26 protein-coding genes and 7 tRNA genes are annotated in these 26,275 nt (G+C 39.6%); 27 read left to right on the forward strand and 6 right to left on the reverse strand.

Features of this window, described 5'->3' with window-relative positions; translation table 11 throughout:
- Positions 1–576: 576 nt before the first annotated feature.
- Entirely contained in the window at positions 577–1,851 is a 1,275-nt protein-coding gene (locus ACTWQL_RS13120; protein ID WP_443142898.1) for an NCS2 family permease, read from the reverse strand.
- Between the two features lie 153 nt (positions 1,852–2,004).
- Here ACTWQL_RS13120 and ACTWQL_RS13125 point away from each other — a divergent pair, with 153 nt between their 5' ends.
- The 8 genes from ACTWQL_RS13125 to ACTWQL_RS13160 all read left to right on the forward strand — a co-directional run bounded on the left by ACTWQL_RS13125 (position 2,005) and on the right by ACTWQL_RS13160 (position 7,711).
- Positions 2,005–2,874, forward strand: a complete 870-nt coding sequence (locus tag ACTWQL_RS13125) for a YitT family protein (protein ID WP_443142899.1) — start codon at positions 2,005–2,007, stop codon at positions 2,872–2,874.
- Between the two features lie 111 nt (positions 2,875–2,985).
- Complete coding sequence (locus ACTWQL_RS13130) at positions 2,986–3,705, forward strand: lytic transglycosylase domain-containing protein (RefSeq protein ID WP_443142900.1); 720 nt, start codon at positions 2,986–2,988, stop codon at positions 3,703–3,705.
- 165 nt (positions 3,706–3,870) lie between these two features.
- Complete coding sequence (locus ACTWQL_RS13135; protein WP_443142901.1) at positions 3,871–4,626, forward strand: metal ABC transporter ATP-binding protein; 756 nt, start codon at positions 3,871–3,873, stop codon at positions 4,624–4,626.
- A 14-nt stretch (positions 4,627–4,640) separates the two neighbouring features.
- The gene (locus ACTWQL_RS13140; protein ID WP_443142902.1) at positions 4,641–5,507 is read left to right on the forward strand and encodes a metal ABC transporter permease; all 867 of its coding nucleotides are present in this window, start codon (positions 4,641–4,643) and stop codon (positions 5,505–5,507) included.
- On the forward strand, positions 5,504–5,908 hold the full coding sequence (locus tag ACTWQL_RS13145) for a Fur family transcriptional regulator (RefSeq protein WP_443142903.1): 405 nt from the start codon (positions 5,504–5,506) through the stop codon (positions 5,906–5,908). The genes ACTWQL_RS13140 and ACTWQL_RS13145 overlap by 4 nt, the downstream gene beginning before the upstream one ends.
- 57 nt (positions 5,909–5,965) lie before the next feature.
- The gene (locus ACTWQL_RS13150) at positions 5,966–6,178 is read left to right on the forward strand and encodes a DUF1540 domain-containing protein (protein WP_443142904.1); all 213 of its coding nucleotides are present in this window, start codon (positions 5,966–5,968) and stop codon (positions 6,176–6,178) included.
- 335 nt (positions 6,179–6,513) lie between these two features.
- Positions 6,514–6,879: a DUF4190 domain-containing protein gene (locus ACTWQL_RS13155; RefSeq protein WP_443142905.1), complete on the forward strand. Its 366-nt coding sequence runs from the start codon at positions 6,514–6,516 to the stop codon at positions 6,877–6,879.
- A gap of 256 nt (positions 6,880–7,135) precedes the next feature.
- Entirely contained in the window at positions 7,136–7,711 is a 576-nt protein-coding gene (locus ACTWQL_RS13160) for a nitroreductase family protein (RefSeq protein ID WP_443142906.1), read from the forward strand.
- Between the two features lie 50 nt (positions 7,712–7,761).
- Here ACTWQL_RS13160 and ispG read toward each other — a convergent pair whose 3' ends face one another.
- Both ispG and ACTWQL_RS13170 read right to left on the reverse strand, forming a co-directional pair.
- Positions 7,762–8,874: a flavodoxin-dependent (E)-4-hydroxy-3-methylbut-2-enyl-diphosphate synthase gene (gene ispG / locus ACTWQL_RS13165; RefSeq protein ID WP_443142907.1), complete on the reverse strand. Its 1,113-nt coding sequence runs from the start codon at positions 8,872–8,874 to the stop codon at positions 7,762–7,764.
- Positions 8,875–8,964: 90 nt separating this feature from the next.
- Entirely contained in the window at positions 8,965–9,288 is a 324-nt protein-coding gene (locus tag ACTWQL_RS13170) for a hypothetical protein (RefSeq protein WP_443142908.1), read from the reverse strand.
- A 259-nt stretch (positions 9,289–9,547) separates the two neighbouring features.
- Between ACTWQL_RS13170 and ACTWQL_RS13175 the strand changes: the two genes are divergently transcribed.
- Positions 9,548–10,414, forward strand: coding sequence for a DUF1002 domain-containing protein (locus tag ACTWQL_RS13175; RefSeq protein WP_443142909.1), 867 nt, complete (start codon positions 9,548–9,550; stop codon positions 10,412–10,414).
- Between the two features lie 52 nt (positions 10,415–10,466).
- Here the strand turns inward: ACTWQL_RS13175 and ACTWQL_RS13180 are convergent, their stop codons facing one another.
- The gene (locus ACTWQL_RS13180) at positions 10,467–11,249 is read right to left on the reverse strand and encodes a DUF1189 domain-containing protein (RefSeq protein ID WP_443142910.1); all 783 of its coding nucleotides are present in this window, start codon (positions 11,247–11,249) and stop codon (positions 10,467–10,469) included.
- A gap of 213 nt (positions 11,250–11,462) precedes the next feature.
- Here ACTWQL_RS13180 and ACTWQL_RS13185 point away from each other — a divergent pair, with 213 nt between their 5' ends.
- The 17 genes from ACTWQL_RS13185 (at position 11,463) to phoU (ending at position 24,450) form a co-directional block, all read left to right on the forward strand.
- Complete coding sequence (locus tag ACTWQL_RS13185) at positions 11,463–13,094, forward strand: Na/Pi cotransporter family protein (RefSeq protein WP_443142911.1); 1,632 nt, start codon at positions 11,463–11,465, stop codon at positions 13,092–13,094.
- A gap of 1 nt (position 13,095) precedes the next feature.
- The gene (locus tag ACTWQL_RS13190) at positions 13,096–13,578 is read left to right on the forward strand and encodes a DUF456 domain-containing protein (protein ID WP_443142912.1); all 483 of its coding nucleotides are present in this window, start codon (positions 13,096–13,098) and stop codon (positions 13,576–13,578) included.
- Between the two features lie 134 nt (positions 13,579–13,712).
- Positions 13,713–13,787 (forward strand) — tRNA-Asn (locus ACTWQL_RS13195).
- Between the two features lies 1 nt (position 13,788).
- Positions 13,789–13,865, forward strand: a tRNA-Met gene (locus ACTWQL_RS13200).
- Positions 13,866–13,882: 17 nt separating this feature from the next.
- A tRNA-His gene (locus ACTWQL_RS13205) sits at positions 13,883–13,958 on the forward strand.
- Between the two features lie 30 nt (positions 13,959–13,988).
- Positions 13,989–14,065 (forward strand) — tRNA-Ile (locus ACTWQL_RS13210).
- Positions 14,066–14,075: 10 nt separating this feature from the next.
- Positions 14,076–14,168 (forward strand) — tRNA-Ser (locus ACTWQL_RS13215).
- Positions 14,169–14,355: 187 nt separating this feature from the next.
- Positions 14,356–14,432: transfer RNA gene (locus ACTWQL_RS13220), tRNA-Met, on the forward strand.
- Positions 14,433–14,628: 196 nt separating this feature from the next.
- Positions 14,629–14,704 (forward strand) — tRNA-Phe (locus ACTWQL_RS13225).
- A gap of 320 nt (positions 14,705–15,024) precedes the next feature.
- A complete protein-coding gene (locus ACTWQL_RS13230) occupies positions 15,025–15,636 on the forward strand; it encodes a superoxide dismutase (protein WP_443142913.1) in 612 nt (203 codons plus the stop codon).
- Positions 15,637–16,270: 634 nt separating this feature from the next.
- Entirely contained in the window at positions 16,271–17,533 is a 1,263-nt protein-coding gene (locus tag ACTWQL_RS13235) for an MFS transporter (RefSeq protein WP_443142914.1), read from the forward strand.
- Between the two features lie 107 nt (positions 17,534–17,640).
- A complete protein-coding gene (locus ACTWQL_RS13240; RefSeq protein WP_443142915.1) occupies positions 17,641–19,695 on the forward strand; it encodes a peptidoglycan D,D-transpeptidase FtsI family protein in 2,055 nt (684 codons plus the stop codon).
- A gap of 309 nt (positions 19,696–20,004) precedes the next feature.
- A complete protein-coding gene (locus tag ACTWQL_RS13245) occupies positions 20,005–20,958 on the forward strand; it encodes a PstS family phosphate ABC transporter substrate-binding protein (protein ID WP_443142916.1) in 954 nt (317 codons plus the stop codon).
- A gap of 144 nt (positions 20,959–21,102) precedes the next feature.
- Positions 21,103–22,035 carry a phosphate ABC transporter permease subunit PstC gene (gene pstC, locus ACTWQL_RS13250; RefSeq protein ID WP_443142917.1) on the forward strand — a complete coding sequence of 311 codons (933 nt, stop codon included), beginning with the start codon at positions 21,103–21,105 and terminating at the stop codon, positions 22,033–22,035.
- Between the two features lie 2 nt (positions 22,036–22,037).
- Positions 22,038–22,922: a phosphate ABC transporter permease PstA gene (gene pstA / locus ACTWQL_RS13255; protein WP_443142918.1), complete on the forward strand. Its 885-nt coding sequence runs from the start codon at positions 22,038–22,040 to the stop codon at positions 22,920–22,922.
- Positions 22,923–23,003: 81 nt separating this feature from the next.
- Positions 23,004–23,777, forward strand: a complete 774-nt coding sequence (pstB, locus tag ACTWQL_RS13260) for a phosphate ABC transporter ATP-binding protein PstB (protein WP_443143116.1) — start codon at positions 23,004–23,006, stop codon at positions 23,775–23,777.
- A 13-nt stretch (positions 23,778–23,790) separates the two neighbouring features.
- The gene (gene phoU / locus ACTWQL_RS13265; protein ID WP_221565583.1) at positions 23,791–24,450 is read left to right on the forward strand and encodes a phosphate signaling complex protein PhoU; all 660 of its coding nucleotides are present in this window, start codon (positions 23,791–23,793) and stop codon (positions 24,448–24,450) included.
- A 141-nt stretch (positions 24,451–24,591) separates the two neighbouring features.
- On the opposite strand, the gene ACTWQL_RS13270 is transcribed toward phoU, so the two are convergent.
- Complete coding sequence (locus tag ACTWQL_RS13270; protein ID WP_443142919.1) at positions 24,592–25,077, reverse strand: hypothetical protein; 486 nt, start codon at positions 25,075–25,077, stop codon at positions 24,592–24,594.
- A gap of 13 nt (positions 25,078–25,090) precedes the next feature.
- Positions 25,091–25,294 carry a hypothetical protein gene (locus ACTWQL_RS13275; protein ID WP_443142920.1) on the reverse strand — a complete coding sequence of 68 codons (204 nt, stop codon included), beginning with the start codon at positions 25,292–25,294 and terminating at the stop codon, positions 25,091–25,093.
- 326 nt (positions 25,295–25,620) lie between these two features.
- Between ACTWQL_RS13275 and ACTWQL_RS13280 the strand changes: the two genes are divergently transcribed.
- Positions 25,621–26,268, forward strand: a complete 648-nt coding sequence (locus ACTWQL_RS13280) for a DUF4912 domain-containing protein (protein WP_443142921.1) — start codon at positions 25,621–25,623, stop codon at positions 26,266–26,268.
- Positions 26,269–26,275: the final 7 nt, after the last annotated feature.

Here is a 26,275-nt window from a genome sequence, read left to right on the forward strand (position 1 = left end):
GATCCATATCCAAGATTGCCAGATAAATACTCGGTGACAAGCTTTATTTTAAATTCCTCGCTGTATTTAGCCATAAAAACACCCCCGAAAGTCAGATTTTCTACTCTAACTTTCGGGGGTAAGTACCGAATTTACTTGCGGTTTTAGTTTAGGCTCTTTTCTAAAAGATTGTTGCTTTTGAGTCATTTTTAAAAATCATCATGTGCAAGTTGATTGGAGAGCAAGGTGCGAGACTCCTGCGGGATCAGCGTGCCTACTACATGAATAATCTCCTCGCAAGGCATGCGACGAGGAAGCTCGCTTCGACAGGACTTTCTTGTAGACGCAGGAGCACAAATGCTTCCTTGAAAAGGAGACTCCTGTGGTCGCAAGGCGACGAGTGGGCTCACCGCACGCCCCGCGGAAAGCGAGCATCCTGGAACGGAAATCAACGACTTTTAAAGAAAACTTGGCTAGACCAAGCCTTTTGTAGGTCGAGCCTTAGCTGCCCTTATACTGAAGAAAGTATTTTATACTTTCTTTAAGTGCAAGAGCAACAAAGTTTGCGAAAACAGCCTTAGTTTATTTACCACCAATTCACATGTAAAAATGGAAGACGAAATTCAAGATGAATAACGAGGCCATCACATACATGGTTCTTGGTACTTGTTTAAATTGTCCGACTGCCATTTTGATGATCGGGTAGACGATAAATCCGAATGCGAGTCCGTCAACAATGCTATAGGTTAACGGAATCAACGCAATGATCATGAAAGCTGGGAAGCTTTCTGTAAAGTCATCTAGTGGAATGTATCGAATCGATTGCATCATGACACCACCGATAATGATCAGAATCGGTGCAATTGCAGCGTCTGGTATACCGGTAAGGACGGGTATTGCGAATATTGAAAAGATGAATAACAAACCTGTAACAACTGTTGTTAAACCTGTCCGCCCGCCTTCAGCAATTCCTGAAGCACTTTCTGCTGTTGAAATCGTCGGACTTGTCCCGAAGAATCCAGATAAAACACTTGAAAAAGCACTTGATTGGAACGATCGATCAAACTTCTCTGTGTCTGGCAACATCCCATACAACAAGCCCATATTTTCTACGATCAATATGAGTGCAAGCGAAAACGAGGCAATCCAGAACTTTGTTGTCATCCAACTCGAAAGATCCGCGTTGAAAATCAACAACACCGATTCTTCGCCAGCGGCCTTTGATTCAGGGGTCAGCCCGAAAACATAAGCTGCTATCGTGATGATAATGACTGAAAGGATAAATCCTCCTTTAATTCTCTTGACAAACAATGTCAGGCAGATTAACAGTCCTGCCAGTGCCAACAGAGTAGATGGTTCGCTCAGATCGCCTAGTTTTACAAATGTATCCGGACTTTTCTCAACAATACCAGCTTTTTGTAAACCGATAAATGCGAGGAACAACCCAATACCGACTGTAATTCCATGCTTTAGTGAGTCGGGCACAGAACGTGACAATAATGACTTGATCGGTGTAAATGCTGCGATACAGAAAAGTATACCTGCCATTACAACTGCGCCAAGTCCTTCCTGCCAGCTTAAACCCATCCCCTCAACAATCGTGTAGGTGAAAAAGGCATTAACACCCATTCCTGGAGATAATATAATTGGTGCATTAGCATATAAACCAATGAAAATACACGAAATGATACTGACGAGTATTGTTGCCATTAAAGCTCCATAATATGGGATTCCAGCATCAGCCAGAATTAATGGATTGACGATAATAATATAACTTATCGTAAAAAAAGAGGTAATCCCCGCAATCAGTTCCTTTTGCATCGTTGTTCCATGCTTAGACAACTGGAACCAATTTTCAATAAGTTGTTTCATCAATAACCTTTCTTTCTGAAATGATCCCTCTCCCACCCATGACATAATAGATATGCCACGATTGTTAATTATAGCGGATTTTTTAAGAGTTTCAAGTAAACATGATATAATAATTCTTAGATAGACCATGAAATAACTGTTGAGGAGTGACCCATGGAACAAGTCAAACAACACAAAAAAGAAAGTCTCCCACACTTAATTTATCGATATGGAATGATCATTCTTGGAGCAGGCCTTGCAGCACTCTCAATCGAAATGTTTTTGATCCCTAACCAAATCATTGACGGGGGCATCATCGGCGTCTCGTTGATTTTGGATTACCTGACCCCATTGAACTTTGCCATCTTAGTCATCGTTTTAAACCTTCCATTCATGTATTCGGGTTATAAACAGATTGGAAAGACATTTGCGATATCTTCCCTTGTAGGTATTGTGTTTTTAGCGATATTTGAGACCCAACTGCACCATTTTGAGCCTTTTACAAATGAGCTGATCCTCGCTACGGTATTTGGAGGATTAACCCTGGGAGTTGGAGTAGGTCTTGTCATCCGTCACGGGGGTTCCTTAGACGGTACGGAGATTTTTTCAATACTGATTACGAAGAAAATCCCTTTTTCAATTGGTGAAATTGTTATGTTTTTGAACATTTTCGTATTTGCCTGGGCAGGTTTCGTATTCGGTCCTGAACGCGCAATGTATTCGATCCTTACATACTATATTGCCTTTAAAACGATTGACACGGTCATCCAGGGTCTTGATGAAACCAAAGCGGTCTTGATCGTTTCAGACCACTATGAGGAGATTTCAAGCGCGATTCTTGACCGCTTAGGACGAGGTACTACGAAGTTGATGGGGAAAGGCGGTTATACAGACGCCCAAAAAGAAGTGATCTATGCAGTAATTACAAGGCTAGAAGTAACCAAGCTTAAGAACATTGTACATGATATTGATAAACAAGCTTTCATAACAATCATGAATACACAGGAAACGAAAGGGGCTAAATTCAAGTCTCCGATCCATTAACAATTGAACTGTAAAATAATGTATAAAACACCTTAACTGCTTGTTTTCTGCATCCTTATTGTCTATGATAAAAGGCGTGTGCCAAAATACCTAGACGGTGGGGTGTTTTTATTGTTTAGAAACAAACGCTTCTTATCTATTTCAGCAATCATACTATCGCTTATCATAGCGATTTCCTATACACTTCTACAAAATCATGAACTGAAGCGAGACTTGAAGAAGGAAAAACAACAATCGCAAATGTTAGAGGCTGAACAAGATTATAAACAGATGATTTCTTTTTATAAGCAAAAAAGCCAGGGCGGTAAACCGAAAGCAAGCGGTTATGAAATGATGGTAGAGTCCAAAAAGCTTGCAAAGCAATTTACAAAAGCAAGTGATGGAAGATTCAAGGAAGAGTGGGGACGTTTTCTTGTAAGGGAATCAATGAAGAAAGATATCGATCCTTATATCGTGTATGAATTATTGCGTGTAGAGACAGGGAATCAATTCGATCCTAAAGCAGTAGGACCGGAAACCAAATATGGGCGAGCTTACGGGATGGCTCAGTTCATGGAAAACACAGCGCCATGGATCTCAGAAATGGCTGGACTTGAATATAAGAGTAAAGAGCAGTTATTTGATCCGTTTTACTCGATTCAGCTTGCAATCGTCTATCTAGATTACCTGCATTCCAAATATGCTGATTGGGATAAAGCACTTACTGCTTATCACCGTGGCATATATGGAATGGAAAAATACATTCAGGAAAAAGGACATGCAAAAAGCTGGTATGCTGAAGAAATACAACAAAAAGCGAAAGAACAGGAATTATTAGCTGTTACAAATTAGTGATATTGGAGAGGCTGACTATAACATCAGTCTCTTTTTTTACTTCCAAAATTGTATTGGATTTGACCAAGTTTCTTTACAAATGAGATATTTCAGATATACTTAATAAAGTAAATCGGAATCATTCCTAATTTCATTCAATATGTTTTTTGAAAGGGGATTGCGATGAAATCATCTATCGTATCCATAGAAAACGTTACATTCAACTATCAAGAGCGTAAAGTTCTTGAAAATATAAATCTGGATGTCCCTGAGGGATCTTTCCTTGCGTTGCTCGGACCGAACGGATCTGGTAAATCGACGCTTATTAAGATGATCCTTGGGCTTCTACCATTACAGCAAGGTTCGATTTTTTTATTTGGTCAAAACGTGAAGAAATTCAAGAACTGGCCCAAAATCGGATATGTATCCCAAAAAGCGAACAGCTTCAACAGCGGTTTTCCGGCCACAGTTTTTGAAGTGGTCTCAATGGGGATATTCGGGAAAGTTGGAATGTTCAAATTTTTGAAAAAACATCATAAGAAACGGGTACATGAGGCAATTGAAATCGTCGGACTGAAAGATTATACGAATCAAAATATCGGAGAACTTTCTGGAGGACAGCAGCAACGTGCCTTCATCGCAAGAGCTTTGGTAAGTGACCCGCAGTTATTGATTTTAGACGAACCGACTGTTGGTGTAGATGTTTCCTCAGTAGAAAGCTTTTATGAATTGCTAAGAGAATTGAATCAGCAAAAAGGGATTACGTTGATTCTTGTTACACACGATATCGGACCTGTCACAAACCTTGTTACTCATGTAGCATGTCTGAATAAACAGTTGCATTTTCATGGTGACACCCATGAATATGAAGACTTTGATAACCGTCAACTTTCGTCCTTCTATGGTCACCCAGTCCATATGATGGATCACAAGCATTAGAGGAGTGCAGTTATATGATCCAGGATTTTTTACAATATGACTTTATACGAAATGCCGCTTTGGTCGGCCTGATGATTGGCTTTCTGGCACCTTTGCTTGGTGTATTCATCGTCGTCCGAAGACAAGCATTGATTGCAGATGCATTGTCACACATCACACTGGCAGGAATAGCTGCAAGCTTATTGTTGAGTAAACAAGTCACTGCTTTTAAAATGTTGAACCCTGTATACATCGGAATGGCTTTTTCAGTAACGGGTTCCATTTTGATCGAGCGGCTTAGGAAAGAATATAAGCATTATCAAGAGCTTGCAATACCCATCATTCTATCTGTAGGAATCGGATTGAGTGTCATCTTCATCTCATTAGCGAATGGCTTTAATACGGATTTATTCAATTACTTATTCGGAAGTATCATTGCAGTAGGAACCTCAGATGTGTGGATGGTCTTAACCATATTGATAATCGTCGTGATTTTGGTCTTCTTTTTCTATAAAGAGCTATTTTTACTTTCCTTTGATGAAGATCAAGCACAAGTGTCCGGAATCCGCTCACGTTCCATCCATTTCATGTTCATGGTGATGGTGGCACTAGTTATTGCAGCTTCGATGAGGATTGTCGGCATTTTACTTGTGTCATCCCTTATCACGTTACCTGTCGCTGCAAGCATCCGGATTTCCAGAGGATTCAAACAGACCATATTCATTGCAATCCTTTTTGGGGAAACGTCTGTAATAGCGGGTCTTGTGTCAGCTTACTATTTTGATTTGGCTCCTGGTGGTACAATAGTATTATTAGCGGCATTAATACTTGTACTCGTGATTCTCTGGAAAAAATTCAGATATTCATCTGGAACGAATAGAAAAGTGGGGGAAGAAGCATGAATGTAAGTGAAGCTCTCAAGATCCTCAAAGAAAATGGTTATAAATATACGAGCAAGCGTGAAATGTTTTTAGAGCTTTTTTCAAATGAGAGACGTTACTTGACGGCGAAAGATGTACTTGAGTACATGAAACCATCTTATCCTGGACTCAGCTTTGATACAATTTATCGAAACCTTTCTGTTTTTACGGAATTAGGAATTGTTGAAGAAACAGAACTAGACGGAGAAAAACACTTCAGATTTTCTTGCGCGACAAAAGGACATCATCATCATATTATTTGTCTTCAATGCGGTAAAACGAATGCGATTGAAGCATGTCCAATGAAGGACATTACGCCAGATGATTTTGTCATTACGGACCATAAATTTGAAATATACGGTTACTGTCAGCAGTGTCAATAAATTCACTCATGTTTTTATGGAAAATGTGGCATTCTAACCACTAAGGAGGAGATTAGAATGCCAGAAGTAAAATGTAACGTAGCAAACTGTGTATATTGGGCTGAAGGAAACAACTGCCATGCGGATGCCATTTTGGTTGAAGTGGACCAACACGCAAATGAAAATTACGATATGTCCGCATCAGGAAACTTCGTCGATGACGCTTTGCACAAAGACAAAGCGGAACATGTTGCAGAAACTTGCTGCCATACGTTCCGCGCTAAGCATTAATCCTTATTGAAATCCATCCAACTAATTTGGGTGGGTTTTTATTTAGCGAACCGAAAGCCCGATTGGAACCTCTGGACATGTGTCGCAAAACGTCAAATATGATAAAAGCGAAAATATGTACAGATATCATGGGTTCCAAGCTGTTCATAAATTTACCCATTGTTTCATGGTTTCTCAAAGCTGAATTTCTCAAACATCCTAAATAAGTTACATGCTATGCAAAAATTTCCAACTGTTGATGTTATTAAGGTTAACAATGATTGACATCATGAAAGCCTGAAACGTGACCAATAATAAGAAGGCTCCTCCACTTTTGATGAAAGAGAGGGATCCTGATGGAAAATCGATACGATCGTGAAAACGAAAATCACCGAGAGTATGAAGAGGATTTCATGGAAGAAACAGCAGCAGAGGTTCTCCCTCTACCTGAGCAAGAACGCGTAATGGATAAGGAACGCGAAGATGAAGGTTTGTACAACGAAGATGAAAATGGAGAATCTACCGAGGGGCGAGGCGTGGGGATATTCGCTTTAGCTTTATCGATTCTCTCCCTATTCTTCCTACCTGTTTTATTAGGTGCCGCGGGCATCATTGTAGGATTTTTTGCAAGAAGACGAGGAGCACGTACGCTTGGGAACTGGGCAATCGGACTTGGTATCGCTTCAATTGTGATCAGTCTGATATTTGCTCCATTCTTTTAGTGTCGAAGCGAAGGCAGTTCATCCTGCCTTCGTTTTTATTGTTGATCTTTTAATGATTTCATCCACTCCAGCGGGGATAGCGAATAAGCTTTCGGATCTCCGGCAACATGTGAAGTGGATGTAGAGCATATTACACAAAGAAGAATTTAGATAATACTTATCCATTGTCTTAATAAAGGAAATCATTTGGATTCATGTATCTTATTCTCATAAAATAAATACATATGATAAAGATAATCAATTTGAGGTGATCCTTATGGATATAATCGAAGCGATCAGAACAAGACGAACGATAGGAAAGGTGAAGGATCAGGTTCCTGACAAAGAATTGATTAAGACAATTCTTGAAGCAGGAACATGGGCACCTAATCATTATCGGACTGAGCCATGGAATTTCATCGTCCTAAGTGGTAAGGGTAGAGATGTTCTAGGAAAGATATATGGAGAAATTGCAGTTGAGGACTTGACCGATCCGACAGAAGAGGAGATTGACTTAGCAAAAGAAAAAGGCTTGAAAAAAGCAAGAAGAGCACCTGTAATCATTGTTATCGTAATGGAACCAAGTGACCAGGAAAAGGTTGTATGGGTCGAAGAGGTAGCTGCCTGTGCGTGTGCCGCACAAAATATGATGCTTGCCGCTCATTCCCTCGGACTTGGATCAATTTGGCGGACGGGACAGCCAACATATACCCCAAAAATGAAAGAAGCATTCAGGGTCTCGGAAAAAGGACAAATTATGGGGTTTTTATATGTTGGATATCCTGCAGCAGAACCGAAAGCGTCTCCGCGAAAACCAATTTCAGAGAAAACGCAATGGTGGGATGGAAAATAACATAGCACTAAAAAAGAGCCGTTTGTGACGGCTCTTTTCAATAGCTTGTTTTATACTTGTTGTTCTGCTTCCTCTTTTGCTTTTTTCTCGTGATATTCCTTCGCTAACTTATCGACTTCTTTTTTCAATTCATCAACCATCGTATCCTCTGGTATCTTCCGGATGATTTCTCCGTGGCGGAAAAGAAGACCTTCACCACGTGCCCCGGCAATACCGATATCCGCTTCCCGTGCTTCACCTGGACCGTTGACTGCACATCCCAGAACAGCGACTTTAAGAGGTGCTTTGATTTTCGAAATATATTCTTCGACTTCATTTGCAATCGAAATCAGATCAATTTCAATTCGTCCGCAAGTAGGGCAAGAAATCAAGGTTGCTGCATTTGATGCTAAACCGAATGTTTTCAACAATTCGCGAGCGACCTTCACTTCTTCAACTGGATCTGCACTTAAGGAAATACGTACAGTATTTCCGATTCCTTTATGCAGTATGATCCCAAGTCCTGCAGCACTTTTCACAGTTCCTGCAAATAAAGTTCCCGATTCGGTGATTCCCAAATGCAACGGATAATCAAATGCCTTCGAAGCTTTTTCATACGCCTCGACAGCTAGATTGACATCAGATGCTTTCATCGAAACGATGATGTCGTGGAAATCCAGATCCTCAAGAATTTTAATATGGCTTAAGGCACTTTCAACCATCCCGTCAGCTGTGGGATAGCCGTATTTCTCAAGGATTTTACGTTCTAATGATCCAGCGTTTACACCGATTCGGATTGGAATTCCTTTTTCTTTCGCTGCCTTCACGACAGCTTCCACCTTTTCTTTTCGACCGATATTACCAGGGTTAATCCGGATTTTATCTGCTCCGCCTTCAATCGCTTTTAGTGCGAGCTTATAATCGAAGTGGATATCAACTACCAAAGGAATTTTTATTTGTTTTTTGATGTCAGCAATTGCTTCTGCTGCTTTCATATCAGGACAAGCGACACGAACAATCTGGCAGCCTGCTTCTTCTAAACGGTGAATTTCTTTGACTGTTGCTTCTACATCATGTGTTTTAGTTGTCGTCATACTCTGGACAACGACTTCATTATTTCCGCCGATTGTCAGGTTCCCGACTCTAACCGGTCTTGTTTTCGTACGGTGAGTAATTTCACTCATGTATATATCGCTCCTTTAAGGACGTGGATTACATATAGTACCGTCTTTCATTTTAGCAATGGATTGAAGGTTTTGGCAAGGAAATGTGTCTTAGTTAAAGAATGGGAAGCGATACGTTTTATTTGCATGGATTGAATGTGCCGATGTGTCAGGGTTCAAGCGCTCGAATTCAGAAACTGCTTTTTCAATCGACACGGGAATACTGCCATTATGAATACGCTCCAAAATCGTCAAAACAGTCTCCCCGGGCTGGACCTGGATTTCTTTGTATGCAACCTCATCGGCAGGAATGGAATTTGCAACTTGAACTTCAATCTCATTTTTGGCGGATGTCGGTAATGTCCCAACTTTCAAATCGAAATATGCACTATAGAAAAATAGAATGATCAGACTCGTGATAATAAATTTTTTCATGATCGATTCCTCCTGCGTCAGATATCGAATCTACCAATCGTTCTAGTAAATGTATATGCCTGTCCAACTGCAGTATTCATGTTATTTTTCACTTCCAAATGAAACCATACTTCTATTAAAGCGTCTATTATCAGTAGAGTTATCAAAAAAATAAGGATAGCCAGGCCCTGTCATGCGTTGTAAAATATAGGAAGTACCTACAGAAAAACAGATTTTAAACGTATGGTATAGGGAATTCTTTCATAAAAGGAGAGAAAACATGAGATTCAAAAAATGGATTGCAATCATGGTTCTAGTTGCTTGTATGATTCCGGGAGTTGCGTTAGCAGATGCCGCACCTGGTGATATCATCGTCACATTGGGGGAAGATTTAACTGATAGTCAGAAACAAGACCTATTGGGAGAAATGGATGTTCCTAAAGATGTAGAAACTGTTACCGTGACAAATGAAGAAGAGCATCAATACTTAGGTGAATATATATCAAAAGCACAAATCGGATCTAAAGCGATTTCATCTACTAAAATTACAATCGGAGAAAAAGATTCCGGACTGAATGTGGAGACGAACAACATCAACTGGGTAACCAAAGAGATGTATGCGAATGCCTTGACGACTGCGGGAGTCACTGATGCAGATATCTATGTGACAGCCCCATTTGAAGTTTCTGGAACAGCTGCATTAACAGGTATTTTAAAGGCATATGAAGTCAAAGCGGATGTTGAAATCCCAGAAGAGAAGAAACAGGTAGCGAATGAAGAAATGGTGAAAACGGTCAAGCTTGGTGATCGTGTCGGTGCTGAAAAAGCGACCGAACTGATGACAAAAATCAAGCAAGAGCTGGCCGAGAACCCAGTTGAGACAGAAGAGGACCTCCGTGCATTGATTCAACGTGTGGCAGAAGATGTGGGCATTAAATTAACGGATGAAGAACTGAATGGTCTTGTATCCTTGTTCAACAAGATGAAAGATATGAACATTGATTGGGACCAAGTGAAAAATAATCTTGAAAATGTGCGGAACAACCTAAGTGAATTTCTTAATAAAGAAGAGACGCAGGGATTCATCAAAACAATTCTTGATTTCCTGATTCAATTGATTGAAGCATTGAAAAACCTATTCAAATAATGTGTTAAAAAAAGAGGGTGACATGTTGTCATCCTCTTTTGGTGTGTAAGCTCTATCGTTCATTTTCTGTTGTCTTAGGTAATGGTACAAATTTAATGACTTGTGACAGGAAAAAGATCGCGACAACCCAATAAAGTAAGAATTGCCCTGGGATGACGATGTTTAAAGCTTCTGTAATCGCAAAAAAGATTGTTGGAAGAGTCACTGTATAAGCAGAGAGAATCCATAATTGTCCGTATGAAAGCTTTCTTTTCATCGTATTTTTGAGAATCAACCCGATCAGTGCAAGGACCGTAATCCCAATAAACTTTAGTGCAGTCATGAAAATATAAGAAACAAGGATTATCACACTGATGATTAAGGGTAATAAAGTATTAGCTGAATCCAAGAAATTGACGATATCACTTTTTTGAAAACTGACATCCTGCATCATCCCATAGTCGAATGTGTCTGCCTGGCCTGCAGAAACAACAATGAGACGATCGTCTAAAATTGCTACGACATCCGAATATTGATCAAGGTCATCTCTTGTCGTCTCTCCAGTGGTATCAAAAATGAAAGTTTGTTTTCCGTCCTGACGGATGATTGGTTTAGAAATATCGGATGTCAATTGCCCATCTCGAAATTGAAAGGAAGGGATATCTTCTTCAAGAGCGCTTTCGAATTCATTGACAACATTGGTGATCGATAAAGCAATATTCGTCCCTACAAATATGAAACTGATTAACATCAATACAAAAACAAAACCGATCGTCTTGCCGATTTTTTGAAAACGGAACATGGCCACTGTTTTAGGTGAGTACAAGCTCATTAAAAACTGTTTGAATATATTCATTGTGTTCCCCCTTTTATTCTCTAAAATCATTGTATCTTTACTGAACTGTACGGACAAGATAAAAAATGCCACTAAGGGAAAAAATGCCATTGTTATAGTGTATTGTTTTACAAAATAATTAAATACCCTTAAAAGACTTTACAAACAAAACGAAGTTAGTTAATAATGAATGGGGCAAATTATGTCGAATATATGCGTAGGAGTTGAAAAAACTTGGATTTAGATATTCAGAAATTGATATTTGAATTTCTTGGTGGACTTGGTATCTTCTTGTTCGGTATCAAGTACATGGGAGAAGGACTTCAAAACTCTGCAGGTGATCGTTTAAGGGATATCCTTGATCGCTTTACATCAAATCCTTTCATGGGTGTACTTGCTGGTATTATCGTTACAATTTTGATTCAATCAAGTTCCGGTACGACAGTATTGACGGTTGGACTAGTCAATGCAGGTTTCATGACCCTCCGCCAGGCAATCGGCGTTATTATGGGTGCGAATATCGGTACAACGGTGACAGCTTTCATCATCGGTATTGATATAGGAGCATATGCGTTACCAATCATCGCTGTAGGTACCTTGATCATATTCTTTTTCAGTTCTAAAAAGTTAAGGAATTATGGACAAATCATCTTTGGGTTTGGTGCTTTATTCTACGGACTTGAACTGATGGGTGATGGAATGAAGCCTTTACGAGGTCTTCAATCATTCCAGGACTTGACAGTAGACATGAGTGAAAATGGAGTTCTTGGCGTAGTGATCGGTACTTTATTTACAGTAATCGTTCAAAGTTCCAGTGCAACCATTGGTATCCTTCAAGAATTGTATTCACAAGGGTCATTAGAGTTGGATGCAGCTCTACCTGTTTTATTTGGGGATAATATCGGGACAACGATTACAGCGGTTCTTGCAGCCATTGGTGCAAGTGTGGCAGCGAGAAGGGCAGCTTTGACCCATGTTATCTTCAACTTATTAGGAACAACTGTTTTTCTACTATTGATTGTTCCATTTACAGCTTATGTTGAATTTCTGACAAGTTCGTTGGACCTTGAACCTAAAATGCAAATTGCCTTTGCCCATGGATCATTTAATATCTTGAATACATTGATTCAAGTCTGGTTCATAGGAGTATTAGCTTATATCGTTACGAAGCTCGTCCCTGGAGATGACGGTGTCATTGAATATAAGGCGAAACATCTCGATCCGATCTTCTTAGAGCGTTCTCCTGCCGTTGCTTTAGGACAAGCGAAGATGGAAGTCATGCGAATGGCGGAGTATGCCAAGAACGGATTGACTGAATCGTTCGAATATCTAAATTCAAATCATAAAAAGAACGCTGAAAAAGCGTATCAATATGAAGAAGCAATCAATAATTTAGATCAACGTATTACAGAGTATCTAGTTAAACTATCATCGTATACGTTATCTGCTCATGATTCTGAACAACATTCAATTCTAATGGACTCTGTACGTGATATTGAGCGAATCGGAGACCATATGGAAAACATCATTGAATTAGTTGAATACCAATTGACCCATAAAGTTGTCATCTCTGATAAAGCTAAAGTTGATTTAGAGGAAATGTTCCAATTGACGATGTCAACAATCGATGAAGCATTCCATGCGATTGAAGAAAACGATAAGGAAAAAGCTCGTAAAGTTGTCAAAATGGAAGATGCAATCGATAAAATGGAAAGAACATTGCGTAAGCAGCATATTTTACGCTTGAATGAAGGTAAATGCAGTGGAGCTGCTGGTATCGTCTTCGTTGATATCATCAGTAACCTTGAACGTATTGGAGACCATGCAGTGAATATTGCTGAGTATGTATTAGGAGAAGATCAATAGCATGACGATCATTGCTTGGCTGGTAATCGGAGCTTTATTTGTCCTTTCATTCATTGGACTAATTTATCCGGTTTTACCGGCCTCTCTTTTTCTTATTGCTGGTTTTCTTGTCTATGGGTGGATGTTCAGTTTTGAACCTTTAGGATTGTGGTTTTGGATCATTCAAGGAATACTTGTTCTTCTTTTATATGCCACTGATTATGCAAGTAACTATTTTGGCGTAAAGAAGAGGGGCGGTAGTAAGCACGCGATTTGGGGAAGTACGATCGGTATTATCGTCGGACCATTCATCATTCCTATAATAGGGATTCTGATCGGTCCGTTTGTCGGTGCGATCGCCGGAGAGCTGATTCATCAAAAGGGTGATTTAAAACAAGCGATTCGTGTGGGTATTGGCTCTTTATTAGGATTTATCGGGGGTACAACAGTTAAGTTTATCATCCAACTCGGTATGGTCATCTATTTCTTATTCCGAGTCTTATAATTTCGTATTGCATACAGGGGAAGAACATGATATATTATTTCTTGTCCCTGTTTTGCTTTACTTGGAGAACGTTAAAAAAACATTGACAAACAGGTTGGGAAATGTTATTCTAAATCTTGTCGTTAAATTATTATTCCACAGTAGCTCAGTGGTAGAGCTATCGGCTGTTAACCGATCGGTCGCAGGTTCGAGTCCTGCCTGTGGAGCCATGGCGGTGTAGCTCAGCTGGCTAGAGCGTACGGTTCATACCCGTGAGGTCGGGGGTTCGATCCCCTCCGCCGCTACCATTTAATAAATTCGCATGGCGGTTGTGGCGAAGTGGTTAACGCACCGGATTGTGGTTCCGGCATTCGTGGGTTCGATTCCCATCAGCCGCCCCATCAACCCATCTATAAAAGTACATAATCTTTGGACCCTTAGCTCAGTTGGTCAGAGCAGTCGGCTCATAACCGATTGGTCGTAGGTTCGAGTCCTACAGGGTCCACCACTTATCCAACGGAGGTATACCCAAGTCTGGCTGAAGGGAGCGGTCTTGAAAACCGCCAGGGGTGTAACAGCCCGCGGGGGTTCGAATCCCTCTACCTCCTCCATTTTTATTTCATATCATAACTTTTATCGTCGCGAGGTGGAGCAACGTACGATGCTTCATGAATAAGCGATGAGTTGTCCCGACGCAGCTAGCATCGTTAGCATAAGCTAGTAGAGGAAGGGACAGGTAGGAATAACGTTTTCATACTTCAGCATCATTTTGGACAAACATCGTCCATATACTATCGTCGCGGGGTGGAGCAGTCTGGTAGCTCGTCGGGCTCATAACCCGAAGGTCGTAGGTTCAAATCCTATCCCCGCAACCAATTAAAACTCACTACGTCGAGTAATCACCTATGTTAGTTTTAGAACGTGGTGCCTGTGGTGCAACCAAATTAAGTTCATTGCACAACGTCGATTAATCAAACTTTCAATGAACATATGGAGTACCCGAAGGGGTGCAACCAATTTAAGTTCATTGTACCACGTCGAAATATAACCTACTTTCAACGAATTACATATGGCTCGATAGCTCAGTCGGTAGAGCAGAGGACTGAAAATCCTCGTGTCGGCGGTTCGATTCCGTCTCGAGCCACCATCTTTAAACTTCTTGTAATTAAGGAGTTTTTTACTTTTGTAGTTATTTTTGTATTTATGTAGTTATTTATTTGTTTTTACAGTTCTCTCCTTCATTTTTGTCGTTAATTTCAAATTTTTGAAATTTTTCTCTGATTTTTGTAGTTTTTGAAAATTACTGCCCCAAAAAGTCTCGCCCAAAATGGTTTTTGACGTTGAAATAGCCAATCCCATCCTAAACAGTGTTTTAAAATTGAATCCACTCGGTAATTTTGATATTGTAAATATAAAGGCACAGTAATCGTGCTTGGGACTACATATTATTTAAAGGAGGAGATTCAATTGGCAAAACACGAACTACCTGCACTACCTTATGAGTTCAATGCTTTGGAACCACACATCGATGAAGAAACAATGAAAATCCACCACGGTAAACACCACAACACTTACGTTACTAAGCTGAATGCTGCACTTGAAGAACATGCAGATCTTCAAGACAAAGGTATCAATGCTCTTGTCAGCAACTTGGACGCTGTACCAGAAAACATTCGTACAGCTGTACGTAACAATGGTGGAGGACATGCCAACCACACAATGTTCTGGCAAATGTTAAGCCCGAACGGTGGGGGAGCTCCTAAAGGCGAAGTATCGGATGCGATCAATTCTAAATTCGGAAGCTTCGATAAGTTCCAAGAAGAATTTGCAGCTGCAGCAGCTGGTCGTTTTGGATCAGGCTGGGCATGGCTAGTCGTAAATAACGGTGAGCTTGAAGTAACAAGCACTCCAAATCAGGACACTCCTTTAATGGATGGAAAAACTCCAGTTCTTGGTCTTGATGTCTGGGAGCATGCTTACTACCTTAACTATCAAAACCGTCGTCCAGACTACATTTCAGCATTCTGGAATGTTGTTAACTGGGACGAAGTTGAAAAACGTTACCAAGAAGCTAAGTAAATTTACGTTAAAAAAGCACCCCGTTCTGGATAAAACCAGACGGGGTGTTTAAATTTAAGGCACTTTTCTGAAAGATTGTTGCTTTTGAGTCATTTTTAAAAACTCACCTTGTGCAAGTTGATTAGCGAGCATCCTGGAGCGGAAATCAACGACTTTCAAGAGTAAAAAAGTTTGCGAATACAACCAAATTTAAATTAGACAAATGAACGAATTTGATCTGTTGATTTTTCTTCAAGCACCCTTCAATGACGGAATCCAACAATCCATTCCCATCCTCATAATCCTCATTTGAGGTTACTACACATTGACTTCCGTTATCGAAAACCACAATTGTTTCATTTCCGACCTGGTACACAACTTCGTGCGCTGATTGTTGTGTGTACCAATCACAATTTATCTTTTTACTGTAGTGTCTTATTATTTCCTCAAATAATTTCGGTAGATGTATATGACTATGACCATTGGAATCGAAAATCAAAAATTCGTATATTTTTCTTCACTCCTTTTCACTCATTTTTACCAGTGATTCAACCGAATACACGTTGCTTTTCCGTTTTAACCCAAATGCTTAAATGAGAATAACGTGATCGGTTTAAGGAAAACTAGGGTTGTGAGTAAAGGGGAGTCGTTTCTTATGAAGGCATTGCAAAAAATGATCGGAAACATTGAAGTAACAAAAGACCTGATGTTCCTATTAATCATCGGAGGATTATATGCCCTGAGCATCGCTTTATCCAATACATTCGTCAATGTTTTCTTATGGAAACAATCGGGTGAATTCATCGATATTGCGATTTACAATTTATCCATTGTTATATTCCAGCCCATCACATTCATATTTGCTGGACGGTTAGCTAAGCGGATCGATCGTGTCGTTGTATTGCGTTTAGGAGTTATCAGTTTATCGATATTTTACTTAACCGTCTTGTTGTTAGGCGCACAGGCCGAACAATTTCTCGTTCTTCTTGGCGGTTTACTCGGGATTGGGATGGGGTTTTATTGGCTTGCGTTCAATGTTCTGACTTTCGAAATTACAGAGCCTGATACACGAGATTTTTTTAATGGATTTTTAGGGCTTCTTACATCCTTTGCCGGAATGGTTGGACCGTTTCTAGCCGGTTGGATCATTACAAAAATGGATAAAATGATCGGTTATAAAACCATCTTTGCGATCTCGCTGATCCTGTTTTTTGCTGCAGTCATAATGAGTTTCATGCTGAATCGACGAACAGCAAAAGGAATCTTCTCATTCGTAAGGATCATCAAAGAACGTAAAAGAAATCCGAACTGGAATCGGATATTGTACGCTCATTTTTTTCAAGGGTTACGGGAAGGGACCTTCATTTTTGTAATCGTTGTTTGGGTATTCATTGCCACGAACAGCGAACTGGCCTTGGGTACGTATGGGTTGATCAACTCTGCTGTATCTTTTATAGCTTATTATGTAGCTACCCGTTATATAAAGGCAGCGCAACGAAAAAAGGCAATATTGGTAGGCGGAATCATCTTGTATGCTGCATTAATTTTGATCGTATTCGAATTGACTTTCGCGAAGCTGTTGACATATGGTGTGATCATATCAATTGCGTATCCAATACTCCTTGTACCGTATGTATCTTTGACATATGATGTGATAGGTAGAAGCTGGAACGCCAGAGAAATGCGTATCGAGTATATCGTTGTTCGAGAGCTTTACCTAAATTACGGAAGGATAACTTCAATCGTGTTATTCATCCTAGCAATTACATTGTTTGATGAGCAAAAAAGCATACCATATTTACTGCCGATCATCGGAATCGGCCATACGCTCATCTATTTCTGTGTCCGGAAAATCAGATTGGCTCCTGTGCCAGAGGAAACGGTCGTACTATCGAACGAAAACGGTTCAAATGTATAAGTTATTCTTTTTTTTAATATAGAACTGCGATACAATATAATGGCGATTAATGCCATATAAAGGCACCTTATCCAGGTGTCTATTTTACATATTAAAGGAGAGAGGACATGGAGGCGAAGAAGAAAAAGAGAAGCCACGTTCCTTTTCGCTTGAACATATTGTTTTTAGCTGTTTTTTTATTGTTTACTGCCTTAATATTAAGGTTAGGTGTAGTACAGATCGTACACGGTGATTCTTTCAAAGCCGAAGCAGAAAGGCAAGAGAATGTTACTGCAAAACTGGATGCACCACGGGGGAAGATGTATGATCGATACGGACGGGTAGTAGTAGATAATAAATCTGTGTTTTCGATCACGTTCACACGGACAAATAATATGAAACCAGATGAAATATATGAGATAGCAAAAAAATTATCTAAATATATCGATAAGGATACAGGAAAATTAACAGAACGGGATAAAAAAGATTTCTATCTTTCCTATAAAGCAGACTCTATAAAGATATATGAAAAGTTATTGACGAAGAAAGAAATGGATGAATTGGATGATAAAGAACAGTATCGTCTCGTTATTGATCGTCTAAAAACTGATCAATTGAATCTTACAGATGAGGAAGAGGAAATCGCTGCAATCTGGCGAGAAATGATCAGAGGATATGCGCTTACACCTCAACGTGTCAAGGTAGATGTTCCTCAGAAAGAAATCGCCGTAATCAGTGAACATCTTAATGATTTCAATGGAACAATCGATATCAAGCCTGATGCTCAAAGAGACTATCCGTATGATCAAACCCTTAAATCGATTTTTGGTAAGGTAGGTCAAATCCCTAGTGAGTTAATAGATGGGTATGTGTTAGAAGGAAATGATCGTAACGACTTGGTTGGGACCAGTTTTCTTGAAGAACAATATGAATCCGTACTAAAGGGTACGAAGACAAAAATACACTACATGACAGATAAATCTGGGAATCCGGTGGGCAAACCTAGTGAAGATACAGGGTCTCGAGGTCATGATATCACGCTGACGATTGATATGGAGCTTCAGAATAAAGTCGAAGAAATTGTTGAAAAAGAAATTCTCGAAGCTCGAAACAAATATACATCCAATAATCGATTGAACAGTTCATACGTTGTAATGGCCAACCCTCAAACGGGTGAAATTTACTCGATGGTAGGTAAGGTTTTAGAAGATGGCAAGTTCAAAGATGCCCCTTTCGGAAATGTATACAATCAATATCCAATGGGTTCCACAGTTAAAGCTGCTACAGTTTTAACTGGATATAAAACTGGTGTGATCCAACCTGGAACAGTCTTGTATGATACACCATTAAAACTTCCGGGTACACCTATCAAGAAATCATATCGGAATATGGGATATGTAAATGATGTTGAAGCACTACAACAGTCTTCTAACGTTTATATGTTCCGTATCGCAATGAGAATTGCAGGGTACGATTACGAAAATAAAAGGGGATTTAATAATCGTACGAAAGCTTTCAATACGATGCGCTATAACTTCAACCAATTCGGACTTGGGGTGCCAACTGGAATTGATCTTCCGTATGAGGATGATGGTTACAACGGAGGAGCACAGGCTCTAGGTAACTTGATGGATATGGGTATTGGGCAATTCGATACCTATACACCTATGCAAATGGTCCAGTATATCTCTACCATAGCTAATGGAGGCTACAGGATGCAGCCGCACCTATTGAAAGAGATAAACAAACCAACTGCAAGCTCCGATCAACCAGGGGATACGGTTTATGAATTTCAACCTAAAATATTGAACCGAGTCGATTATAAACAAAAATGGATTGAAAGGGTTCAGCAGGGTCTATATATGGTCATGAATACTCCTAAAGGGACTGCAAGCTCCTACTTTAAAAATACAGAAGGATATAAAGCTGCAGGGAAAACAGGGACCGCACAATACGATGGAGACTCTTACCTACTATCTCTAGTCGGATATGCCCCCTATGATAATCCAGAAGTCGCTTTCGTCGTTGTCAGTCCATATGCCGAAGATGGAGGCATCAATAACAAAATAGGCAGACAGATCTTAGATGCTTATTTTGAGATAAAGCAAGAAGGGCACAAGGAAAATCTGATTGAAAAACCAGAGGATAACCCCTCTGAAGAACAATCGAATCAACAACAATAATTCAAAAATAAGGATTGCTCAACATACTGAGAACAACGGTATGTATAGAGCAATCCTTTTTATTGCTCTGTTAACCGCTTCTAGTGATTTTTAGCGAAATTTGCGACACTCCTGTGTCAAAAGCACTTGTTCTATAAAATATACACATTCCGACACATCTTTACAAAACCTTAACAATCCATTTAAACATGCTTAATAAGTCCCAGCTAGTATAGGCAATGTAGGGCAAATGCCCAAGGGTTTTATGAGAAATCATACTTTTTTCTTAAAAAACCTTACCCATAATACAAAAACAGGGGGATTTCAAAAATGAAAGCATTCAAAAAAAGCTCATTCTTCATGATGATTGCAGCATTGCTTGTCGTTGCTACAGCTTGCGGAAACGGAGGCGAAGGGAGCGGCAGTGAAATGGAAGGAAGCGTTGTTGTCGATGGATCTGGAACAGTATATCCATTGATGGCTAAATTAGCTGAAAATTATATGGTTAATGAACAAGAAAACGTTTCTGTAGAAGTAGGAAGAGCCGGTTCAAGTGCTGGATTTAAAAAGTTCTTGGCTAAAGGCGGCGGAACAGACTTGAGTAATGCCTCCCGTAAAATTAAAGAAGAAGAAGTAGCTCAAGCTGAGAAGGCTGGAGTCAACTATAAAGAATTGAAGCTTGCATTAGATGGAATCACCATCGTAGTTAATAAAGAGAACGACTGGATCGATGATTTGACAGAAGAAGAAGTAATCGATATTTTCCTTGCTAGTGGAAACAAAAAGAAATGGTCCGATGTCCGTAGTGATTTTCCTGATCAACCAATCAAAGCTTACGGACCGAATGAAAATCATGGAACGTATGAGTTCTTCTACGAAGAAATCCTTGGTGAAAAACCTTTAAGAGATGATGTTAGTCTTCAACAAGAATACTCCACTCTTGTTGATATGGTATCAAAAGATAAAAATGCAATTGCATACTTTGGTTATGGTTACTATGAAAGTAACAGCGACAAAGTAAAGGCAGTAAAAATCGACTTTGGTGAAGGACCTGTCGAACCTTCGATAAAAACAATCAAGGAGGATGGCCCATATGGTCCGTTCACACGTCCAGTATTCACATACTTGAATGAAGATATGGCTAAAGAAAAGCCACAAGTATTGGATTTTGCAATCTACGCAATGGAAAATGCTGGAAAAACCGCCAAAGAAACTGGATTTGCTCCATTAAGTGATGAAGAGTATAAGAAGTCAGTTGAAGAACTTAAGAAATTGAAAAAATAAATTTCTATCACTTAATATTGGAGAATCTTTGAAGATGAGGGGTCGATTGTACTTCTCATCTTCTTGGATTGTTTTTTACAATCAGTTAAAGTCCCTGTTATATAGAGATGATCAGAGAGATGTTCAGAGTGAAAGGGGTCCGAAATGGAAAAGAAATTAAATATTAACGAAATGATCAAAGAAAATCGACAGTCAATGAGTTTTACGAGAATTTGGGAAAAGCTTATTCCGAAAATGTTATTATCAATTGCAATCATATCCATTCTTACTACCATAGGCATACTTTCTACTTTATTGGTTGAAACGATCGCTTTTTTTAAAGAAGTTCCGTTTCTTGATTTCTTTACTGGTACGAAATTGAAACCTTTAGGGGCAGATGCTCAATTCGGTGTCTTGCCATTATTGACTGGAACACTCATATCAACAGTCATTGCGATGTGTGTCGCTATACCAATCGGCTTGATGACCGCCGTATTCTTGAGTGAATATGCTTCAGATAAAGTGAGAAGAACATTAAAACCGTTGTTGGAAATTCTAGCGGGGATTCCAACAATCGTATATGGTTTCTTTGCATTCACATTTGTTACACCTTTATTAAGATCAATTATTCCTGGATTAGAGCCTACAAATATCCTTAGTCCTGGGATTGTCATGGGTGTGATGATCATACCGATGGTAGCATCTTTATCTGAAGATGCAATGAGCTCTGTACCAACTGAAATGAGACAAGGTGCATTAGCGTTGGGAGCTACCAGACTTGAGGTTACAATGAAAATCGTAATCCCAGCTGCTATCTCCGGTATCGTTGCATCATTCGTCCTCGCCATTTCCCGTGCGATTGGGGAGACGATGATCGTAACGATTGCGAGCGGAAGTTCAAAAAACTTCACGTTTGATATCACCCAGTCTATGCAGACGATGACAGCTTATATCGTAGAGGTTACGGGTGGAGAAGCACCAGCAGGTTCAACTCTATACTACAGTTTATATGCTGTTGCTATGACGTTGTTTGTATTCACGTTAATCATGAACTTGATTGCACAGTATATTTCTCGTAGGTTCAGGGAGGAATATTGATTATGAAATATGTTGACACGAAGCAAGTACAGAATAGAATGAACTTCCGACTTGCTACTAATAAATTATTTAAATCGTTGTTCTTCCTTTCAACAATGTTCGGTCTTGTTGTACTGGTTGTTTTAATTTATCGAGTGTTTTCACAAGGGATTCAAGCGATCGATTTGCAGTTTTTAACCGGTAAATTGTCAACCTTCGCTGAAAATGCTGGGGTGATGGGACCACTGTTAGGTTCTTTCTGGTTAATGTTAGTGGTTGCCCCGTTAACCATGTTCCTTGGCGTCGGAACCGCAATCTATTTAGAAGAATACGCCAAAAAAGGACGTATTCAATCACTCATACAAACCAATATTGCGAATTTGGCTGGAGTTCCTTCGATCGTGTTCGGTTTATTGGGTCTTACTGTATTTGTAAAAGGTTTTGATTTAGGAAGTGTGATCCTTGCAGGAGGACTGACGATGTCACTCTTGGTTCTTCCAATCGTCGTGGTGGCAAGCCAGGAATCGATTCGTGCTGTCCCGCAATATTTAAGGGAAGCCTCTTATGGAATGGGCGCGACCAAATGGCAAACAGTAAAAAATGTTGTTTTACCAGCATCACTTCCGGGAATTTTAACAGGAATAATCTTATCCTTATCACGAGCCATAGGAGAGACAGCCCCTCTTGTTGTATTAGGAATACCAGCATTGCTTATTCCTTTTCCGGATAGTATTTTTGATAAATTCACTGTTATGCCACTGCAGATTTATTATTGGACGGTCGATTCTGCTCTTGTTGACGAATACGCGAACCTGGCTGCAGGAGCAATTGTTGTATTGCTGATGCTCTTATTTGTAATGAATTCGATCGCAATCATCATTCGGAATAAATTTCAAAGAAGATTATAATATCGGAGGTATTGAACTATGGCGAGTATTACTGTGGAAGAAAAAAAGAATGCCCGACATTCGCAGAAAAAACATACATCTATGTCTTCAAATTTAAATAAAAAAATTGTTTTTGAAACGAAAGATTTGAATCTCTGGTATGGTGATGACCATGCATTAAAAGAAATCAACCTCTCTATACCTGAAAATGAAGTGACTGCAATCATTGGTCCGTCTGGCTGCGGTAAGTCTACATTCATCAAAACACTGAATCGAATGGTTGAAATGGTTCCGATTGTCAAAATATCCGGAGCAATCAAATATCGTGAAAAGAATATTTTTGAACCTAAATACCGGGTAGAAGAATTGCGGACCCAGGTGGGGATGGTTTTCCAGAAGCCGAACCCATTCCCGAAATCCATTTATGATAATATCGCTTATGGACCTCGTATCCATGGAATCCGTAACAAGAAAGTTCTTGATCAGATTGTAGAGAAAAGTTTGCGTGGTGCTGCAATCTGGGATGAAGTCAAGGACCGTCTGAATGAAAATGCGTATGGTCTTTCTGGTGGTCAACAGCAGCGTATCTGTATTGCACGTTGTCTAGCGATTGAACCGGATGTCATCTTGATGGACGAACCTACATCTGCCCTAGACCCGATTTCAACATTGAAAGTAGAGGAATTGGTACAAGAGTTGAAGAAAGATTACAGTATCGTCATCGTTACACACAACATGCAGCAAGCAGCAAGGATTTCAGATAAGACAGCCTTTTTCTTGAACGGTGAAGTTGTTGAATTCTCAGATACAGATGCATTATTTTCAAATCCAGAAGATAAAAGAACCGAAGACTATATCACTGGTCGTTTCGGATAGGGGAGTGTAAAGAATGGTTGTGAGGGAAAGTTTCCAAACTCAACTGGACGAATTAAGAGAAATGTTGGTCGAATTAGGGCAACTTGCAGAGAATGCCCTGGAGGAAGCAATCGATGCTTTGAAAAATCAAGATGTCGACAAGGCACTGCGTATTATCGATAATGACTATCGTATTAATGATCTAGAAGAAGAAATCAATGATAAGGCGATTCTTCTGATTGCGAAGCAAGCCCCTGTAGCAAGTGATCTGCGCCGCATCATCGTATCAATTAAAATCTCTTCCGATGTTGAGCGGATTGCAGACTTTGCTGTAAATATTGCAAAATCAGTCATCCGTATAGGAAAAGAAGAATTGATCAAACCTTTAGAGGACATTCCAGCTTTGGCTGAAACAGCTAAGACAATGCTGACTGAGGCAATTCAAGCTTATGAGGACGAAGATATCGTTCTTGCGAAGAAAATGGCAGATAAAGATGATTATGTAGATGAGAAGTATGGTGAGTTGATCCAGGAGATTCTTGGTATGATGAAGCAATATCCAGATTCAACGAATCAGATCATCCAGCTGAGCTTCGTCTGCCGTTACATCGAGCGTACTGCAGACCATGCAACAAATATTGCTGAAAGCATCGTATACCTTGTAAAAGGAAAACATTACGATTTGAATGAATAGATAAATAAAGAAAACTTGGCAAAGCCAAGCCTTAGCGAAGGCTGAGACTTAGTTGCACTTATACTGAAGAAAGTATTTTATACTTTCTTTAAGTGGAATATAAACAAAAAGGACTGGCCTTTTAGTGGTCAGTCCTTTGCCTTATGGCGAAGTGATTACTTTTGCGATTTCAGCTAGTGTCATCGTGCTGTTAACTTCATAATTTCCGAACCGCACTTTATTTTCCATGTTGTTGGCACGGAGATATTTTAACAGCTCATCGCTGCTCTTTATGATTTTTTGACTTTCTAGATAGTCTGTTACCTGACCAGTGGAAGTTCCTTTTGAAATCACTACTGTTGTTTTGATAACAGGTGCTTCTTCAGGTTCTTCTTCTTTCGGTTCTTCTGATGAATTTTTATCATCAGTATTTTGCTTGCCTTCCAGTTGATCCAACTTTGCTTGATCGACTGCTACAAGACCCTCATTTTCAAGATATTCGTTCACTTCTTCATATGTAATTTCTTCACTCGATTCTGCCTTTGCTTCAGAGTCGATATTATCTGATCCAAAGAAATGTACCACTGCCAGGATGCCGGATGCAGCTATGAGTCCAGCACCAAAACCTCTTAAACCACTATTAAACATGCTGAAGACTCCTTTATTTGATCTCTCTTTTGTCTGTAATCATCATTTCTTCTTCCAGTACCTTGACTTTCTTATTAACTTGGTACAGTTCTTTCATAAGTTGGATCGAAACATTCTCAAGCTGGGTTTCAATTTGTTGAGTTTTGTTCTGCTTGAAGAACGATAGAATGATTAAAACGATTCCGGTAACCAATAGTGCCAATATTGTGAATTCCATCCTGCTCCCCCTAAAAAATGATCTCACTTACTTTTATATCACAGACTTTGTCGAGGGGGTAGCACTTTTATGAAATCTAATCCTAAATTCCTATTAAAATTCGACAATTTCAACCGAAAATTTCAGGATTTAGATTAGATGGAGAACTAAAAAGAGGAGAAAATGGCGGAATGTGTTATGCATGCGTTTACAAAAATAAAATAATACCCCTTAGAAATTGATACGATTAGGAACCGCAAAATTCTACATTTTACGTTTATTGATGCGGTTTACAAGCGGTGATACGATGTTGAAAACGATAATAAAAGCTGTGGTAGGAGGCAAACATGGTGGAAGAAATTTTAGCCTTGAAGAAAAAGGGATATACCATCAAACAAATCGCAAAAGAAATGGACAGTACTGTTGGAAAGGTCCAATACCGTTTGCGAAAATTACAATCACAACAAAACATGTCTGAAAATAAAAAAGAAATGGAATATGAGTCTCGACAAGTTCCTCCAACATGGAACATCCCCTCTTCATATGAATTGGATCGCATTGTCCTTTTGCCTCAGGGACCAGAATCCCTCTACATTTATTGGGATCTTCAGTCCTCTACTCGACATATGGTATCCCACCATTTTAGGAAACCATGGTCAGAGTTGAAGAAAAAATTAAGAGTCTACGATGTAAGTGATTTGATCTTCAACGGCCATAACAGCCACCGGAACATTGATATCAGTCTGCCTGAAACGACAGACAACTGGTTTCTCAATGATTTGAAAGCGAATCGTACGTTCATTGTCGATTTCGGCATCCAACCAGATTCTAGTGATTTCTTTACGGTTTTGCGATCCGCACCCATAGAAACACCGAGGACAGAAAGTGATTCTAAAAGACAGGATGCTGTGAAAAAGTGGAAAGCAGGAGATTGTAAAACACCTGAGTGGCATGAACAATTTTCATCTTATTCGATTTACAGTTTATTAAAGTGAGGGGAAC

The sequence above is a fragment of the Pseudalkalibacillus sp. R45 genome (genome assembly GCF_052246725.1).
In the GTDB taxonomy this organism is placed as follows: Bacteria; Bacillota; Bacilli; order Bacillales; family Fictibacillaceae; genus Pseudalkalibacillus.